14 protein-coding genes are annotated in these 17,495 nt (G+C 65.8%); 8 read left to right on the top strand and 6 right to left on the bottom strand.

What is annotated here, in order from left to right:
• Positions 1-47 precede the first annotated feature (47 nt).
• The 3 genes from VIM61_03555 (at position 48) to VIM61_03565 (ending at position 3,735) form a co-directional block, all read left to right on the top strand.
• Entirely contained in the window at positions 48-2,519 is a 2,472-nt protein-coding gene (locus VIM61_03555) for a circularly permuted type 2 ATP-grasp protein (GenBank protein HEY8899460.1), read from the top strand.
• On the top strand, positions 2,516-3,382 hold the full coding sequence (locus VIM61_03560; protein ID HEY8899461.1) for a transglutaminase family protein: 867 nt from the start codon (positions 2,516-2,518) through the stop codon (positions 3,380-3,382). Before VIM61_03555 ends, VIM61_03560 begins: the two co-directional genes overlap by 4 nt.
• 101 nt (positions 3,383-3,483) lie before the next feature.
• On the top strand, positions 3,484-3,735 hold the full coding sequence (locus VIM61_03565) for a hypothetical protein (GenBank protein ID HEY8899462.1): 252 nt from the start codon (positions 3,484-3,486) through the stop codon (positions 3,733-3,735).
• 3 nt (positions 3,736-3,738) lie between these two features.
• Here the strand turns inward: VIM61_03565 and VIM61_03570 are convergent, their stop codons facing one another.
• Together VIM61_03570 and bla are read right to left on the bottom strand one after the other, a co-directional pair.
• Positions 3,739-4,614: an endonuclease/exonuclease/phosphatase family protein gene (locus tag VIM61_03570; protein ID HEY8899463.1), complete on the bottom strand. Its 876-nt coding sequence runs from the start codon at positions 4,612-4,614 to the stop codon at positions 3,739-3,741.
• A 40-nt stretch (positions 4,615-4,654) separates the two neighbouring features.
• Entirely contained in the window at positions 4,655-5,509 is an 855-nt protein-coding gene (gene bla, locus VIM61_03575) for a class A beta-lactamase (protein ID HEY8899464.1), read from the bottom strand.
• A gap of 167 nt (positions 5,510-5,676) precedes the next feature.
• On the opposite strand from bla, the gene VIM61_03580 reads away from it, so the two are divergent.
• The 5 genes from VIM61_03580 (at position 5,677) to VIM61_03600 (ending at position 11,256) form a co-directional block, all read left to right on the top strand.
• On the top strand, positions 5,677-7,389 hold the full coding sequence (locus VIM61_03580; GenBank protein ID HEY8899465.1) for a hypothetical protein: 1,713 nt from the start codon (positions 5,677-5,679) through the stop codon (positions 7,387-7,389).
• A gap of 151 nt (positions 7,390-7,540) precedes the next feature.
• The gene (locus tag VIM61_03585; GenBank protein ID HEY8899466.1) at positions 7,541-7,924 is read left to right on the top strand and encodes a VOC family protein; all 384 of its coding nucleotides are present in this window, start codon (positions 7,541-7,543) and stop codon (positions 7,922-7,924) included.
• A 96-nt stretch (positions 7,925-8,020) separates the two neighbouring features.
• The gene (locus tag VIM61_03590; GenBank protein HEY8899467.1) at positions 8,021-9,379 is read left to right on the top strand and encodes a hypothetical protein; all 1,359 of its coding nucleotides are present in this window, start codon (positions 8,021-8,023) and stop codon (positions 9,377-9,379) included.
• Complete coding sequence (locus VIM61_03595; GenBank protein ID HEY8899468.1) at positions 9,376-9,936, top strand: hypothetical protein; 561 nt, start codon at positions 9,376-9,378, stop codon at positions 9,934-9,936. Before VIM61_03590 ends, VIM61_03595 begins: the two co-directional genes overlap by 4 nt.
• A gap of 111 nt (positions 9,937-10,047) precedes the next feature.
• The gene (locus tag VIM61_03600) at positions 10,048-11,256 is read left to right on the top strand and encodes a hypothetical protein (GenBank protein HEY8899469.1); all 1,209 of its coding nucleotides are present in this window, start codon (positions 10,048-10,050) and stop codon (positions 11,254-11,256) included.
• Between the two features lie 5 nt (positions 11,257-11,261).
• On the opposite strand, the gene add is transcribed toward VIM61_03600, so the two are convergent.
• From add to VIM61_03620, 4 genes are all read right to left on the bottom strand, one after another.
• Positions 11,262-12,212, bottom strand: coding sequence for an adenosine deaminase (gene add / locus VIM61_03605; protein ID HEY8899470.1), 951 nt, complete (start codon positions 12,210-12,212; stop codon positions 11,262-11,264).
• Positions 12,213-12,257: 45 nt separating this feature from the next.
• Positions 12,258-12,416 (bottom strand): hypothetical protein, encoded by a 159-nt coding sequence (locus VIM61_03610; protein ID HEY8899471.1) that lies wholly within the window; start codon positions 12,414-12,416, stop codon positions 12,258-12,260.
• 43 nt (positions 12,417-12,459) lie between these two features.
• Complete coding sequence (pbpC, locus tag VIM61_03615; protein HEY8899472.1) at positions 12,460-14,730, bottom strand: penicillin-binding protein 1C; 2,271 nt, start codon at positions 14,728-14,730, stop codon at positions 12,460-12,462.
• A partial coding sequence (locus VIM61_03620) for an alpha-2-macroglobulin family protein (protein HEY8899473.1) occupies positions 14,727-17,495 on the bottom strand: 2,769 nt, incomplete at its 5' end. The genes pbpC and VIM61_03620, both read right to left, overlap by 4 nt.

The raw sequence follows: 17,495 nt of genomic DNA on the forward strand, positions 1-17,495 counted from the left end.
CTCCCAACCGAGGGGGACGCGCCGTGACGGCGCTCCCTCCTGACGCCATGCCCCGGTCGCCACTCGATTACGCCGCACCCCGGGGCCTTCTGGCCGGCCTCTACGACGAATTCCTCGGCTCGGACGGAAACATCCGTCCACATTGGCGCGAAATCGCCGCGTATTTCGAACGCCTCGGCCCGGGCGAGATCACGCGGCGCTGGAATCACGCGCGGAAGATTCTTCGCGACAACGGCGTGGCCTATCAGGTCGGCATGCCGGACGCGGAAGACGCCACCCGCTCGTGGGAGCTGAATCCGATTCCGCTGCGCATTCCCGGCAGCGACTGGGCGCTCATCGAGCCCGCCGTGCGCCAGCGCGCCCGCCTGCTCAACGCCGCGCTCAACGATCTCTACGGGAAGCAGGACCTCATCAGGGAATCGCTCATCCCTCCCGCGCTCGTCTTCGGCAGCAGCTCGTATCTGCTCCCGTGCGTCGGCGTGCCCGTGCCGCACGACGCCCGGCTCGTCATGTATGCCGTCGATCTCGCGCGTTCGCCCGACGGCAGCTGGTGGGTGATCTCCGACAGCACGCAGGCCCCCGCCGGCGCCGGTTACGCGCTGGAAAATCGCGTCGTCCTCTCGCGCGTCTTCCCCGAGATTTTTCAGACGGCTCGGATTGCCCGCCTCGGCGGCTTTTTCCGCCAGATGAAGACGGCCCTCGAAGCGCTCAATCCCCGCCCCGGCCTGCCGCCCACGGTCGTGATGCTCACGCCCGGCCGGCTGAGCGAGACGTATTTCGAGCACGCCTACCTCACCCGCCAGCTCGGCTTCACTCTCGTCGAGGGTCAGGACCTCGTCGTGCGCAACGACACCGTCTACATCCGCACGCTCCAGGGTCTCCAGCGCGTCGACGTCATTCTGCGCCACGTGGACGACGACTATTGCGACCCGCTCGAGCTGCGCGACGAATCCCTGCTCGGCGTGCCCGGCCTCATGAACGCGATTCGTGCGGGCAGCGTCACCCTCGCGAACAGTCTCGGCAGCGGACTCGTGCAATCGCCCGCCCTGCCCGCGTTCCTGCCCAAAATCTGCGAGCGCCTCCTCGGCGAAAAGCTCCGAATGCCCTCGATCGCAAGCTGGTGGTGCGGCCAGTCCCGCGAGCAGCAATACGTGCTGCGAAACCTGCACGGCCTGAAGGTGAAGGCCTCGTTCGACTTCCCCGGCGACCGTCCCGATCCCGACGCCGATCCGAAGCGCCTTCGCGCGGCGATCCAGGCGCGCCCGGAATTCGTGACGGGCCAGGAAATCGTGCGCCTCTCGCAATGCCCCGACTTCATCGGCGGCCGCCTCCGCCCGTTTTCCGTCGTGCTCCGCGTCTTCGCCGTCCGCAACGGCGACGACTATCTCGTCATGCCCGGCGGTCTCACGCGCGTGGCCGACGAGGAATCCAGCCACGGCGTGCTCATGCGCAACGATGGCGGCACGAAGGACACGTGGGTCGACCTCGCGGAAGCCGAGCCGGCGAATCACGCCGCCGGCCCGGCCAGCGAGACGGAGCTCCGCCGGGTCACGCCCGGGGTGACCAGCCGCATCGCCGACAGCCTGTTCTGGTTCGGCCGCTACATCGAGCGCTGCGAGTTCAGCGCCCGCATGGCCCGCGCCGTGCGGGAAGGTCTGCTCAATCAGCAGGGCTGGCTCGAGCTATCGGACTTCCGGCCCGTTCTCCGCACGCTCGAGCATTTCGGGCAATACCAGCCGCGGGCCTCCACCGCCAGCCAGACGACCCTCGACCGCGAGCTCATCCGCCAGATGCTCGATCGCGAGAGCTCCGGCAGCCTCGCCGCCATTGTCGACCGTCTCCGCGACGTGATCTCGTCCGTGCGCGACCAGGTCACCACCGACACCTGGCGCATCGCTAACCAGCTTCCTGACCTCATCGCCCAGGGCGAGCGCAACGAGTCGGACTTCGACCTCAACGCGCTCATCCTCCACATCTCGGCGCTGAACGGCGTGCTCACCGAGAACATGACCCACGGCAGCGCCTGGCGTTTCATGGAGCTCGGCCGCCGGATCGAACGCGCCACCTACAGCGCCCGCCTCGTCGCCGAGGCGCTCACCGCGCGCCGCGACGCCGCCTCGACTCTGTTCGACGTGCTGCTCGACGTCTTCGACGCCGTCATCACCTACCGTCAGAAATACGCCGTCGTCCGCCGCGACGCCGTGCTCGATCTCCTGCTAGGCGACGAGTCGAACCCCCGCGCCCTCGCCACGCAGCTCTCCCTCCTGCTCGAGGATCTGCTCTCGCTCCCGCGCGAGCATGCCGACACCTTCAAGCTCCCCGAGGAACGGCTCGCCCTCCGCGTCCTCAGCGACGTGCGCCTGCTCGATGTCGCCCAGCTCGAGGCACACCACCTCACCACCGTCGAGAACTCCATGCTCGACCTCTCCGCGCAGATCTCGCGTCGCTTTTTCACCCATCTGCACACGTCCTCGCTCGGCCGCGACGTCGCCACTACCATGCTTCCCGACACCGTATGACGCTCGATGTCTACCATTGGACCGAATACCGCTACGCCGAGGCGGTCCCGCTCTCGCAGCACCTGCTCCACATGCAGCCGCGGGAGTTTGCGAACCAGCGCGTCCTCTCCTCGCATTTCGAGTTCACGCCGCAACCGACGACGATCAATTCCCGCCGCGACAATTTCGGCAACCACGTCACGGAATTCTTCATCGGCGAATCCCACGTCGGCCTTCACATCAAGTGCATCAGCAAGGTCGAGACGACCCTGCCGAAAGTCCCCGCTGCCGCGCAGACTCCCGCCTGGGAGCAGGTCGCCGACGAGCTTCTCGATTCGCTCGAGGCCGATCCGCGCACGTTCATCTACCCCTCCGCCTACGCCCCGCATCTCGACATCCTGCGCGACTGGGCACGAGAGTCCTTTCCCGCCGGCCGGCCAGTCCTCGAAGGCGTCCTCGACCTGACCGCCCGCATTTTTCGCGAGTTCATCTTCGACAACCTCGCCACCAGCGTCGCCACGCCGCTCAGCGAGGTTTTTGAAACCCGCCGCGGCGTCTGCCAGGATTTCGCCCACCTGCAAATCTCCTGCCTGCGCTCCCTCGGCCTCGCTGCCCGCTACGTCAGCGGTTATCTGCGCACGCAGCCCCCGCCCGGCCGCCGGCGCGTCTTCGGCGCGGACGCCTCGCATGCCTGGGTCTCGGTGTATTGCCCCGGCCACGGCTGGATCGATATCGACCCCACCAACAACCGCCTCATCACCGAGGAATACGCCACCATCGGCTGGGGCCGTGACTATGGCGACGTCAGCCTCATTCGCGGCATCCTCGGCGGCGGCGGCTCGCACTCGCTGTATTTCTCGGTGAACGTCGAGGTCGCCGCGTAGCCGCCGCGCCCCGGCGGCCGCTCTTCGAATCGGAAGATCATCGTGGTCCGCAAAACCCAGACCGCCCCTTGCCGGCCCTCGCCGCCCGCCTATCTTGCTTCATGAGACCCTTCGCCGCCACCTGCCTCTTCGCGGCTGCGCTGGCGACGGCCGCCGCCCAGCAGGTCATCATCTACCAGCCGCAGCCACCGGTCACCGTCGCCTCCCCGCTCACCACCGCCCCGGTCGCCGCGAATCAAAACCTGCTCAACCAGATCAACGGCACCCTCACCCAGCGCCGCTTCCAGCACGACGTCCTCACGACGAACGCCACCCTCCGCGCCCTCCAGCCGCCGCCCCAGGCCACGCGCTGAGCGCTACTTCGCCGCCGGCACGAGAAAATCTCGCACCACCGCCATGTGCTGCATGTTCGGCGCCGCGCTGTCGTCCCGCTGCACCGGCACGACGTCAGCCAGCGGCTCATACACCCGACTGTCGAAGACCAGCCCGTGCGGAAACGTCGCCTCGCCGATCCGCGTCGGCGCCGCGCACGCCGCCAGCTCCCGGTCGGCCAGCACCCAGTCGTAGGGCTTGTTCCGCGGCGCGTTCGTATCCGCCTCGCCCGCCTGGTCGGTCGCCGGCTCCCGTTTCGCGTCGAACTCCTCCGCCAGCACCACCACGCCCGCCTCGCCCCGCGTCTTCGTATTGAAATCCCCGCCCAACACCACCAGATCCTCCGCCGGAATCTTCGTCCGCATCAGCTCCACCAGCGCTTTCGCCTCCGCCGCCCGCACCGCGGACTTCTGCGAATACAGATGCACGCTGATCGCCCACAGGAATCGCCCGCCCGGCAGCGCGATCTTCGCCCACGCAAAGTCCCGGTTCTTCTGCGAGACGTCGTCCCACTCGCCGCTCTCGACGATCGGCCACCGGCTCACGATCCCATTCGGGATTCCCCCCGGCTGCGCTTCCGCCTCGATGAAAAACGAGAACTCCGGCCCAAACGTCGCGTTCACCCATTGCCGCGCCGGCACCGTCGGATTGCACTCCTGCAGCAGCGCCACATCCGGCTTCAGCCCCTGCAGGATGCGCGCCCCCGCACCCTCGGGATTCGAATGGTTCCCATTATCCGGCGAATACGTCTGGTGGTTTCCCGACGTGAGATTCCCCGCCACGATCCGCACCGACAGCGGCTCCGCCCCCGCCATGGCGACCATTCCAACGCTCAGCAAGCCCGCAATGCCCCACCTCATGCCCGCAACCCTAGCGAGTCCCACCGCCGCAAGTCGACCGCTACCGTTCCGGCACGGCCGGGCTCGGCGCCGCCCACGCCTTCGCCACGATACGCGCAGCCTCGGCAATCACCGTGTCGCGCTCGGCCGGCGTCGCGTCCGGCGCGGAATAAAAGGCCGCCACCAGCCACGGCGCCGTCCCCTCCTTCGGCCACACCACGGCCACGTCGTTCGCCGCGCCACGCTCGCCCGTTCCTGTCTTGTCGCCGATCTTCCATGCGTCCGAAAATCCCGCCCGCAGCCGCTTCCCGCCGGTCGTGCTGCCCGCCAGCCAGGCGATCAGTTGCTCCCGCGACGCGGCCGACAGCGCATCCCCCGCCAGCAGCTCCCGCATCGTCGCCGCCATCGCGGCCGGCGTCGTCGTGTCGCGGGGATCACCCGGCACGTTCGTATTGAGATCAGGCTCGATGCGGTCCAGGCGAGTGACCTTATCGCCCCGCGCGCGCAGGTATTTCGTAAGACCATCCGGCCCGCCCACCAGCGGCAGCAGCAGATTTGCCGCCGTGTTGTCACTCACCTGGATCGCCGCCGCGCACAATTCCCCCACCGTCATCGCCCCCTCCTCCACGTGTTTGGTCGTGACCGGCGCATAGCTCAGCAGATCGGCCTTCCCGTAGGCCACGCGCTGGTCCAGCGAAAGCTCGCCCGCATCCACCCGCGCCAGCACCGCCGCGCCCAGCAGCATCTTGAACGTGCTGCACATCGCGAACCGCTCGTCCTCCCGATGCCCGAGCTGGCGCCCGCTGCCGGCATCGATCGCCATCACACCAAGGCGACCGCCCTGCTTCGCCTCCAGCGCGGCAAACGCATTCTCCTCCGCCGCCCGCAAAGGCACACCCGCGACCACCAACATCATCCCCAGCACTCGAACAAACATCCCCCTCCCTCGCCCAGCCGCCAGTCGGTTGCAAGGGCCGACATGACCGGCAATGCATCGGTCGCGGCACCCAAAGCGCTCAAACGACCAGAGCTCTTTGCCCTCGCATAAGTTTCGTCTCATGGTTACACATTCTCACTCTCGGCATGTGCGCATTCCCCTCTGCGATCCGCCTTTTCCTCCAAACTCCGCACAGGTTTCTCACCCTACTTGCGACCGGCCTTGTTTCCACATCCGCCATTGCACAGACACCCAATGTCGAACTGCCTACCGGAGTCGTGGCGCCGGAAGGTCAGCTCTCCCTTTTTGCCGACTATGCAGCAAGAGAGGCGGACGGCGTTCCGTTGTATGTCGTCAATCGCACGAAGGAGACCGTCACCTTCGATTCCCAAGATGGCAACATCTTCGTTATGCTCGAACATCGTCTCCCCGACGGCACTTGGGAACGCGCCGAACCTCACGCCAGCAGTTGGTGCGGGAACAGCTACTACCCCATCACGCTCCCCCCTGGCCAATATTTCAAATTCCATGGCTTTGCTCCCACATCCGGCGAGAAATCCCATGTGCGCTACGCCGGCTACGGGGGCTTGAAACTTTTCTCCAACGACGGTGAGGGCCTCGCGCTACCGGCCGCAATCGCGGAAGCGCAACGAGACCACCTCGGGCGGCAGATTTCCCCAACCATCGATCGTCAGCTCGACAGTCAATATCTGGAATACCTTCACTCTTCGCCCGAGTCCGTCGTTGCAGCCCTGCGTCTGCTACGCGTCTCAGGTGCCAACCCTTATTACCAGGAGTCTGCTACAGCCCTCGCGAAGAACTGGGGGAACAAACCCAACCCCTCCGAGAAAGAGCAAACGGCGGCCCGGGCCATCCGCGAAGTGCTCGCCGAGCCGTGGCCAGAGAAACGCGATCGGAACGCGCTATTTGACCGGTGCCTCGAAGCCCTGCGCCTGCCCGATGCGCACAAAGGCCAGTTTGGGGCAATCGAGACTGATCCCCTGCTGGTATGGAGCGTCCTGAAGGACCTGGCGGCGGAGGAGGGTTTCCGTGGTCCATCGAAGTGGAAACCCCTCGTCGACTTTTGCCTCGTGCATCCTACCCCGCAAAACATCCAAAATCTCGTAGACCTCGCCACGTTTCCCTACATCGGAGACGAGCTTCTTCCAGATCGCTTCTTCGAGACGCATATCTTCGATTCACCGGACGGCGGCCCCTGCGCCAGTATCCTCGCCCGACGAGGACGATTTTCGGAACTGATCGCGATCGGCTGGAAAATGCAACCAAAAGGACAGCTTACGATTCTGCAGGCCTTGGCCGTAACCCCCAATCAATCACCCGGCCTTGGCCGCAGAATGATTCGTCAACCCGGTTCGGATGAGGAACGTCTTTACTGGGATTACTGTCTGAAAACACAGCCTCTAGAAGCGGCCTACGTGCTTCAGAATCTGACCTTCAACTCCTTTGCCGGGAGCGAGACAAATCCTTTTGGCGGTTTCGTCCAGCAGCGACTCCGGGACTACCTGACGACTGAAATCGAGACCGCGTCGAAGAAACCTGATGATTTTTCGCTCGGAGAAAACGGTTACAAGCTGCGGATTCTCGTGGATTTCATGGCCAGTTCGAATGCCAAGGACGACACACCGCTCCTCGAAAAACTTCTCACGTTCAAGGGCTACGAAGAAGGAGGGGTGCGGGTCTATGACAATGACAAACGGGCTCGGATTCTCCAATTTGGAGTGCGCGCAGCTGCCCGCGCCGCGCTGGAGAAACGCGGACGACGAATTCCTGAAGGCATCGTGTTCGAAAAAGAGCTTCCTCTGCCCGCAGACAGCCCGGAGCGCATCAAAAGCGGATAGCTCTCCCGTTCAAGCTGCCGATCGATGCAAGGCAGACTCGCAATGTGCGGATGACCTAAAAGTCGCCACCTCACGCAAACTCGGGCCCGGCGGCAACGCGGAGAACCGAATCGCGATTGGTGGCGGGGCGATTCCGTGCGAGCATGCGGCCATGTCGCGCATTCTCGACCATATCGACCTCCGCGTGCCGGACCGCGCCGCCGCGCGCGCGTTCTACGATCGCCTGCTGCCCGCCGTGGGGTTCACCGAATGGATGGACGTGCCGGCGGGATGGATCAGCTACAACGCACCGGGCGGGGGGCCGACGGAATTCTTCGGGTTCATCGAGTCGCCGGGCCACGTGCCGAACGAGAATCGCATTGCCTTCTGGGCGGAATCGAATGCCACGCTCGACGCGCTGGTGCCGCTGCTGCGCGAGATCGGCGCGCAGCACATCGAGGGCCCAGGCTACGACGAGGGGCCGGGCTATTACGCGGTGTTCTTCGAGGATCCCTTCGGCAACCGGCTGGAAATCTGCCATCGGGAGCGGAACTGATTCTCCTTGCTGGCGAAGCAAAGGCATTCCGCCTAAACAGCGTCCATGGTTGCGCCCTCCGTTGCACGCACGACAGCCGATCGGACTCGCAAAAATGTGCGCGCCTACCGCGAGTTTCTCGACTCGCATGGCGTGCCAGTCGGCGCATCTTTCGAGAGGCTTCCTCCCACGGACAAGGAGAGCTATCTCAAACGCTTTCCTTTTCGCGATCTTGTCGGCGACGACTTCGATGGAACGTTCACGATTTTCAGTTCCTCAGGTTCGTCCGGTCATGCTTTCTACTGGCCGCAGCTCAAGTCCAGCCATGCGTCCTCCGCAACCGCCCTGCGCGGAATGCTCGAAGACGCGTTCGCGATTCACGAGCGTCGCACGCTGGCGGTGATCGGTCTCGCACTGGGAAGCTGGATTGGCGGCGATTTCTTTTCGTGGGTGTTCAAGAATGTCTCCGTTTCAACGCCGTATCCATTTGCGGTCTTCTCGCCCGGGAACAAGCACGACGAGATCATTTCCATCCTCCATGCCGCGTCGGGCATGGTGGATCAATTTCTCCTCGTCTGCTGCCCCTCGGCGATCGGGCATCTTCTCCTCCGCGCCGAGCAGTCGGAACGCCCGCTCCCCCTCGAAAAAATGCGCTACCTCGTCATCGGGGAGCCGTTTCCAGAATTCGTGCGCCTCGACCTGGAAAAAAGATCAGGCTGCGACGCGGACCGTCCGGTCATGCTGTCGGTTTATGGCAGCGCGGACACCGGCGTGCTCGGCTTCGAATCCCGGGTATCCCTCCATCTGCGCCGCATCTGCGAGACGGTGCCGGCCTTTGCGCAATCACTCTCGTTACAAGGCGCTGCCCCGCATTTCTTTCACGTTGCCGACCCATCCGCATATCTCGAAAGCGTGAACGGCGAACTCTGGGTCACGAAATGGCAGGGCATCCCGATTGTCCGCTACAATCTTCACGATCAGGCACGCATTTTGGATTGGAACGACATCGCGTCCGCCCTCACCAAGGTCCCGGCCGATGCGTCGCACGCCCTGATCACCAATCCGCCGCCGGCGCCGCTCCAGAAGTTCATCGCCATCACGGGCCGCTCCGACAGCTGCCTCATTCTCTGCGGCACCAACATTACCGAGACAATGCTCGACCACGCTCTGCGTTCGTCGGACCTGCAGGCCGAACTCACCGGCACCTACAAGGCGCGCATCGTAATCGACAACGGCCGCCAGCGGCTCGAAATCGTCGCGGAATCCCGCGATGCCCGTCATTCCGCGGAACTCGTCTACCCGCGCCTGATTCAGGCCATCGGCCGCGCGCAACCCGAATTCCTCGACGATTGGAACAGCATCTACAATCAGTGGGACGAGGACGCCGCACGCCGCATCCTCAAGTTGTCGCTCGTGCCGTGGCCGGGACTCTCCGGCGTCGGGAGCAGCATCAAGCACCGCGGGATCATCCGGTGAAAAATCGCGCTCCGCTCTGGCCGCCACCCGCATGGCTCTGCTTCGCGTGGGGACTCGCGGAGGCCACGTTCTTCTTTTTGATCCCGGACATCATTCTCTCATGGGCCGCGCTCTCGGGCGTGAAAACCGGATTGAAGGCGCTGGGAGCCGTGCTCGCCGGGTCGATCGTCGGCGGCATTGGCATGTATGCATGGGCTTCCCATGCGCCGGACTCGAGCCGCGCCGCCGTGGCGCATGTCCCCTTCGTGAGGCAGTCCATGTTCGTCAGCGTCGAGCAGGACTACGCAAAACACGGCATGGCGGGAATGCTGCGCGGGCCGACCTCCGGCATTCCCTACAAGATTCATGCCGTCCTCGCGCCGCCACACGGCCCGCTCTCCTCGTTCATATTGATGAGCATCCCCGCGCGGCTCGAGCGTATCGTCGTGAGCTGGCTCGGATTCGCCGTGCTCAGCCTGCTTCTGGGCGGATGGATGCGTTCCCATCGCGCGGCAACCACCATGGCTTTTCTCGCATTTTGGGCCGCGATGTATGCCTTTTACTGGAGCCGTATTTGACGGGCGTCATCGATGCGCAATCTCACCCTTTCAGAACTTGCCGCAACGTTCCGCATGCTCCTTTTCGGCGCACGGTTTCTAAAAAGCGCGCCGCACTGGACGAGGGATCGCATGCGCGACTGGCAATGGCAGCGCGTGACAAAGCTCGTCCGCCATGCATGGGACAATGTGCCCTTCTACCGCGACCATTACACAGCGGTGTCGTTCGAGCCCGGCGACCTGAAATCGTGGGATGACTTCCACCGCCTTCCCCTGCTCACCAAGGAAATGGTGATCGCGAACTATCCCGACCGCATGCTCATGCGCGGCGCACGCGCAGAAAGCCTTGTCGTCTCACGCAGCAGCGGATCGACGGGCAAGGCTCTGGACATCGCCTACGACGGCGCAGCGATGAGCACGTTCATGCTCGCCGGCCTGCGACTCTACCGCATGGGGTTCCCCTACCTGCCGTGGCAGCGGCAGCTCTACGTCTACACATCGCCCTATCCTCTCGAATCGCTCCTCGGCCTCTTCCCGCTCAAGTTCGTGCCCACTCTCGCCCCCATTCCGGAAATCATTTCGCAAATCCGCTCATGGAAGCCCGACCTGCTCGTCTGCTACCCCTCGCACCTCAAGCAGATCGCGCAGCAACTCTCGAACGACGACCTCGCGCATATCCGGTTGAAGTGCGTCTCCGTGAATTCCGAAATGTCCACACAGGCCGAGCGCAACGACCTCGCCGCCCGGCTCGGATGCCCCGTGCTCGACGAATATTCCTCGGAGGAGCTTACCCGCATCGCCGCGCAATGCCTGCACGGCAGCCACCATATCTTCGACGACATCAACTACATGGAGAGCATCCCTTCCGACGCATCGTCGCTACTGGTCGGGACCAACCTCCACAACTTCGCGATGCCCATGATCCGCTACGCGCAAAACGACCTCGGCCGCATCGAGGAACGCGAATGCGCCTGCGGCTGGCGGTTCCGCCACCTCGTCGATCTGCAGGGCCGCCGCAACGACAGCTTCACTCTTCCATCAGGTCGCGTCCTCTCCTCTGGCTATCTGCTCGATGCCACCTACGAAGTGCTGCTCACGTTCCGCTCGGAGGTGCGCGATTTCTGCCTCATCCAGCGCGCAGCCGGCCAGGTCGAACTCGAGATCGTCACGGGCGAAGGCTGGGGAGAAGAAGTGAGCCGGGCCATCTCGGATCGATTCGATGAGCTGCTCGGGCACGAAGTCCATTTCTCGATTCAAACGGTCGACACCTGCACCAAGACAAAATCCGGCAAGCGCAATCCCATCATCTCGGAGGCCACGCGCAAACTCGCCGCCCGCTGACCGCGCTAGAACGCAATCGACGCTGCGTTGCGTCGCGCCTGCGCGATCTGATCCGCGCTCAGTCCCGCCGCCGGGGCGGCGACCTCGTATTCGTAATCGAGGTCGATGCCGCTGATGCCGGGGTCGTCGGTGTTGATCGTCGCGAGCAGGCTGCGCTCGAGGAACGCCTTCAGCGGATGGCTCGCATAGTCGGCCACGGTGCTCGTCTGGACGTTGCTGGTGAGGTTGCACTCGAGGCCGATGCGGTGCTCGGCGAAATAGTCGAGCAGCGCGGGATCGTCGGTCGCGCGCACGGCGTGGCCGATGCGGGTGGCGCCGAGTTCGCGGAGGGCGGTCCATATACCCGGCGCGCCCGCGGCCTCTCCGGCGTGGATCGTGACATTCAGCCCGGCGTCGCGCACCCGGCGGAAGTGCTCGATGAACAGCTCGGGCGGAAAATTGCCTTCGTCACCGGCGAGGTCGATCGCAACGAGGCCGTCGCGACAGGCAAGCAGGGCGTCGAGCTCGCGGAAGCAGGAGTTCAGGCCAAACGTGCGGCTGAGAATGCCGGTGAGCGTGGTCGGCACGCCGAAGTCGCGCACGCCGGCCGCAACGCCGTCGACGACGGCCTCGGTGACGGCCTGGGGATCGAGCCCGTGAGCCATCGCCATGAAGACGGGGCTGAAACGCAGTTCGACGGCGTCGAGGTTCTCGCGTTTCGCATCCTCGACGTTCTCGTAGGCCACGCGGCGGCACGCAGCAGGGTCAACGAGCACGCCGACCATCCACTCGAACTTCGCGAGGAAGGGCATGAGGCCCGGCTGCGGATCGCTCACGACGACGAAGGGGCGCAGGGTGTCGAGGGTGCGGCCTGGCAGCGGAAGGTCGTTCTCGAGCCCGAGATCCAGGATCGTCTCCAGGCGAATGCTCCCGTCGAGATGACGGTGGAGATCGATCTTCGGCAGGGCTTCTTCCATGCCGACGCTTGTAACGGCCGGGCGCGACGGCCGCAATCCCGCGCACTAGCGTCCCGGCCCCTGAAGGGCGCGCTGGTAGCTGTAAATGCCGGTCTGGTTGATCTGCTCGACCTGCTGCTGCCGGCTCTCCGGCACCGGTTTTGTCGCGCAGCCGAGGAGGAGCTGCATCCCGAGCATCGAAACGAGAGCGAATCCGCATTTCATGCAAACAGCCTGACCAAAACGCGCCGCGGCGGCAATTCCGTCCTCATCGCGCGACGACATCCACCCGGCGCGATGCGACGCGTCCCTGGTCGTCCATGGCGAGGAGTTGCCACCGGCCCGGGGCGGCATGCCATGCGAGGGGCTCGTTCGGCGCGGCGCAACCGAGAAAGTCGGCGCCGGCGAACCAGTAGACCTTGCGCACGTCGCCATCCGTCCGCGCCTCGAGGGCGATGCCGCTCGATCCGCCGCTCGCAGGAACCGCCAGCACCGCTCCCTCGGAGGGCGAGAGAATGCGCGGCGCGGCTCCCTGCCGGGCCATGCCGTCGACGGCGCAGTCCGGCGCAAAGGGCGGCAGCGGTCGCCGCGGCAATCCCGCCTCGGCGAAGAGCCGGCGCACGTTCGAGGGCCAGAATTCGAAGACCTCGCGACGACAGAACCCGTTATCCTGCAACCGGCGCAGCCCGCTCCGTGCATCCACCCACACGCCACGGTGCACCGGACAAACGGTGATCGGCGACACACCCGGGATGAACCACCCGCTCACGCGATCCGCGCAATCCGGCCCCGGCAGATCCCCGGAGAGCGCGCAAAGATCCACGCGTCGGAGATTTGCGTGGGGCGGGGGCGCCAGCGGCCCGGGGCGCGCCTTCCCGTTCGCGACAAGACCATCGATGATCGAAAACAGCAGCGGCCCGGCGCAGGTGCGGCCGACGAAGGCCGGATTCGGCGTGCCATCGAAATTGCCGACCCAGACCGCGAGGACAAAGTGGTCAAACACCGCGACCGACCACGCATCGCGGAACCCAAACGACGTGCCGGTCTTCCACGCGACCACGCGCCCCGGATCGGCCTCCGCGCCATCCGGTCGCGAGATCCGCGCCAGCATGTCGAGCGTGAGAAAGGCGGCCTCGCAACTCACCACGCGGCGACCGGGTTCCACCGGGGAATCGCGCGTCATCCGCAGCGGACGCAGGGTTCCGCCGCTGGCCAGCATCGCATACAGGCGCACGAGGTCGCGCATGGTCACCTCCGCGCCGCCGAGCGCAAGCGAGAGTCCCAGCGCCGCCTCGTCTCCACGCAGCGGGATGCCGACGTCGCCGAGAAATTCATGGAATCGCGGACGCTGCAACCGCGCCGCCAGATCGACGGCGGGAACGTTGCGGCTGCGCGCGAGGGCGTCCGCGGCGGAGATCGGCCCGCAGAATTCCCGGTCGAAATTGTCGGGACTGTAGTCGGCGAATCTCTGCGGGGCATCGAGCAGGAGACTGCGCGGATGGATCAGCCCCTGATCGAGCGCCAGCGCGTAGATCAGGGGCTTCAGCGTGGAGCCTGGCGACCGCGGCGACCGCGTGCCGTCGACCTGGCCCTGGATGTCGCGATCCCAGAAATTCGCCGACCCCACGCTCGCCAGCACTTCCATCGAGCGCGTGTCGACAAGCATCGCGGCGGCATTGCGCACCCCGCGGGTGCCCATTCCACGCATCGCGCGGGCAACGCGATCCTCGAGAATGCCCTGATCCGTCGCGTCCAAGGTCGTGCAAACGTCACGTCCTCCGTCGGGGAGCGCATTCACGAAATGCGGTGCCGCGTCGGGCAGGCGGCCATCCCAGCACAAGGCGTAGTCGCCGCCGAGCGGATCATGCACGAGCCCGGCCGCGTGCATGCGGGCATGCAGCCGGGCGTGTGCCGCCGCGAGCGCGGGATTTCTGCGAGGCGCCGGCGCGCGCCGCGCCGGGCTCTGCGGAATGACGGCCAACGTCACCGCCTCCGGCCAGCTCACGTCAGTTGCGGCGTGGTGCAGATAAATCTCCGTCGCCGCACCCACGCCTTCGATGTTTCCGCCATAGGGCGTGAGGTTGAAGTAAGCCTCGAGAATCTGTCGCTTGGAATAATGCCGCTCGAGGCACAGCGCCGTGAAAATCTGCGCGCACTTTCCCGCGAGCGAGCGCGTCTCCATGCGGCCGCGGAGTCGGGCGACCTGCATCGTGATCGTGGACGCCCCGCCACGCTTCGCACCGAACAACCAGCCCGCGGCCGCCCGCGCAAGCGAGACGGGATTCACACCCGGGTGCGCGTCGAAATGGCGGTCCTCGTGGAAGAACGTCGCCTCCACGATGCGCGGCGAAATGGCCTGCAACGGCGTGAAGATCCGGCGACGGTCATCAGTCGCCAGCGCGATCTGCAGCACGTGGCCCTCCCGATCCCGCGCCACCCTCGAGAACGGGACGCCGTCGAGCAGCGGCGGCCTGGGCAGCGCGAACCACCCCGCGGCAACGAGCGCCGACAGTCCGGCGAGAATCACGAGGCGTCTCATCGCGCCGTCACCTCGATCCGCCCGGTGCCGCTGCGCCCGTGCGTGCCGCGATCATACATCGCCTCGGCGAAGACCGGCGGCACCACGAATTGCCCCGCGCTCGTCGCCTTGATCTCGTAGGAGAACGACCGCACCGGGCCGCTCACCCCGCCGAAGACCACCACTCGATCTTCGCGCACTTCCACGCAATCCCAGCCCGGCAAGGTGCCCACGCCAGGTTGCAGCGAAGAGCCGACCACCTCGAATCCGCCGGGCAGCAGATCGACCACAGCGACGTTCGGCACATCCCGGCCGTTCACTGCTCGCACGAAGACGCGCACCGTGATTGGCTCACCGACGCGGGCCCGCGCCGGAAATTCGCGATGAATTTCCAGCCCCCGGCTCTCGGGCTCCGCGGGCACCGTCGCCTCGAATCCGGTCTCGACCACCTGGGCGTAGGCCCCGAGCGGCGTGGCGCTCGCGGAAAAACGCAGCGCGGTCGCGTCGGGAGAGAACGCGGCCCGTTTCAGCAGGTCTCCCCTGGCATCCAGCGCGGTCACGGTCCGGTCCCTGCGCACTTCCTGCATGCCGAGGCGGACGCCCTTTTGCGCCAGCGTCGCGGAGTAGCTCTTCAGCGCGAGCACGGCCGCCGCGGCGGAGACGGTGCTGAATCTGCCGCGCTGGATGGGCGCGAGAACTTTCTCGAATTCCCCCGAGGGCAGCCGTCGCAGCAGATCCGGAAAGTGCCGCCCCAGAATGGCGACGTAGGCGGCATCCGCAGTGAGCGTGTCCACGAACTCGCCTGCACATGGCCGCCCGCAGCGATAGCCGGCGATGAGCCGACGCGCCTCGGCATCCTGTTTGAGCAGCTCCAGCGCGCCAGCGAGATAGACGGCCGTCACGTCCTCGCGCCACGTGGCGGAAAAATCGGAATCGAGCGTGTCCCGAAGGTTGAGGATCGCGTTGGTCGTGACGGTCTCCTCCCGCGTGAGCAGGTAGATCGCCCAGGCCTGGAGCCGCGCCTGCTCCAACGTGCGCGGCCGTTCTTCGTTCGCCATGCGCGAGAGATTGCGCAAGGCAGCCGCAAGCGTGTCGGCGGGAGGCGGGAAGCCGGCCGCCCGGGCCTCGACGAGCATCTGCGTGACATACACCGACACGAAATCGAACGGTCCGCAGGCGCCCACGGCCCAGTAGCCAAAACCGCCCTGGTCGTTTTGCCGCTGGCGCTGGATGGCAAACGTGTGCTCGAGCTGCGCGGCCACCTCGGCGCGCCGGAGTCCGAAATCCACCTCGTCCGCAAGCGCGAGCCGGCAGAGCGCGCCGCTGGAGATTTGCTCCGAGCAGCCATGCGGATAGCCCTCCAGATAGGACTGCAACCCGCGCGCCAGCCCGAGAGGCAGCGCGGATACCGTCGCCTCGACGCGACGAAACTCCGGGCGCAACGCCCCCGTCACCGGAAGCTCCTGCGACGCCGCGGAGAAATGCGCGCTTCGCAACTCCGTGCGATAGGGCGTGGCGGGCCGCACGCTCACCGTCGAGGACCGGCGCGATTCCTCACCGCCGCCGGTCGCGCGGAAAGCCAGCGTCGCCGAGCCGAGCTGATCCCGGGCCCGCACCGTAAACAGGCAGGTGGCTTCTTTGCCGGATTCCAGGCGGAGCGGCATTGCGGGCGCGCGCAGCACTTCGAGATGCGACGACGGCTCGGCAGCGAGGGTCACGTCCGCCGTCGCGCCGCCATTGTTCACGGTCACGCCGACCTCGAAGGTATCGCCCGGCGCGAGCACCGTCGGCACGGTGGGCGTGATGACGAATCGGCTGCGCACGAGGGTGTCGCGCTCCACGCTGCCGGTCGCATCCGGCGCATAGGCGATCGCCATCACTTTGAGAGTGCCATTGAAAAAATCCGGCACGTCGCAGGTGACGACGCGGTCGTCCGGCCCGGCGTCGACGATACCCGACCAATAGACGACCGGTCGCTCGGTCACGCGCCGGAACGGATTGAGGTTCTTCGCGAGCATGCCCGCATCTCCGCCGGCGGCCGCGCTGCGCAGGATCGAGAATTCCGGCAGGATGAGGTCGAGAATCTGCGAAGTGCCGACCATCAGCGCCGTCTTCTCGAAGAAGCGGTCGAGCGGCCGCGGCAGCCGATAATCGCTGACCTGCAGGATGCCCTGGTCGACCGCGTAGAGCACGATGCGCGCGGGACGGTCCGTGCGATAATGGATTGCCAGCGGCTCGCCCGGCTTCGCCTTTTCCGGGACGTCGAGCTGGATGTCGAGACGCCGGCGCTCGCGATTCACCACGATCGGCTCCGCCGCGTAGCTGAGCGGGCTCATGAAGACCTCCTTCGAATCGAGCGCGCGCACGAATGTCACGTTCACGTAGCCCGTGCCCTCGAAATCCGCCGGAATGCGCAGTCGCTGCACGGAGCTTGTCGCGGCGGCGGTGAACCACGTCTGCGCGTAGACGCGATCCCGCTCGAGCGTGATCAGGCCTCCTCCCGTGTAGGGCGCGGTGATGGCGATCTCGACCTCCTCACCGGCGCGATACTCCCGGCGCGGCAGCCTGATCTGGAGCTCGGCACTGCGTTCGAGCGAACGCGAGCCGTCGCCCTTGCCGACGACCGTCCAGGCCAGCTGGCTGACCTTCGTGCCCGCCGCGTCTCGCACCTCCAGGCGGAACGAGCCGGGGCGATCCGTCGGCAGGATGAATTCCCCGCCGTCGGCCGGAAGATAGCGCGTCTCGTGGCGCAGCTCTTCGTCGCGCTCGACGGATTCGTAGGCGTA

The organism is Chthoniobacterales bacterium, from assembly GCA_036569045.1.
In the GTDB taxonomy this organism is placed as follows: domain Bacteria; phylum Verrucomicrobiota; class Verrucomicrobiia; order Chthoniobacterales; family JAATET01; genus JAATET01.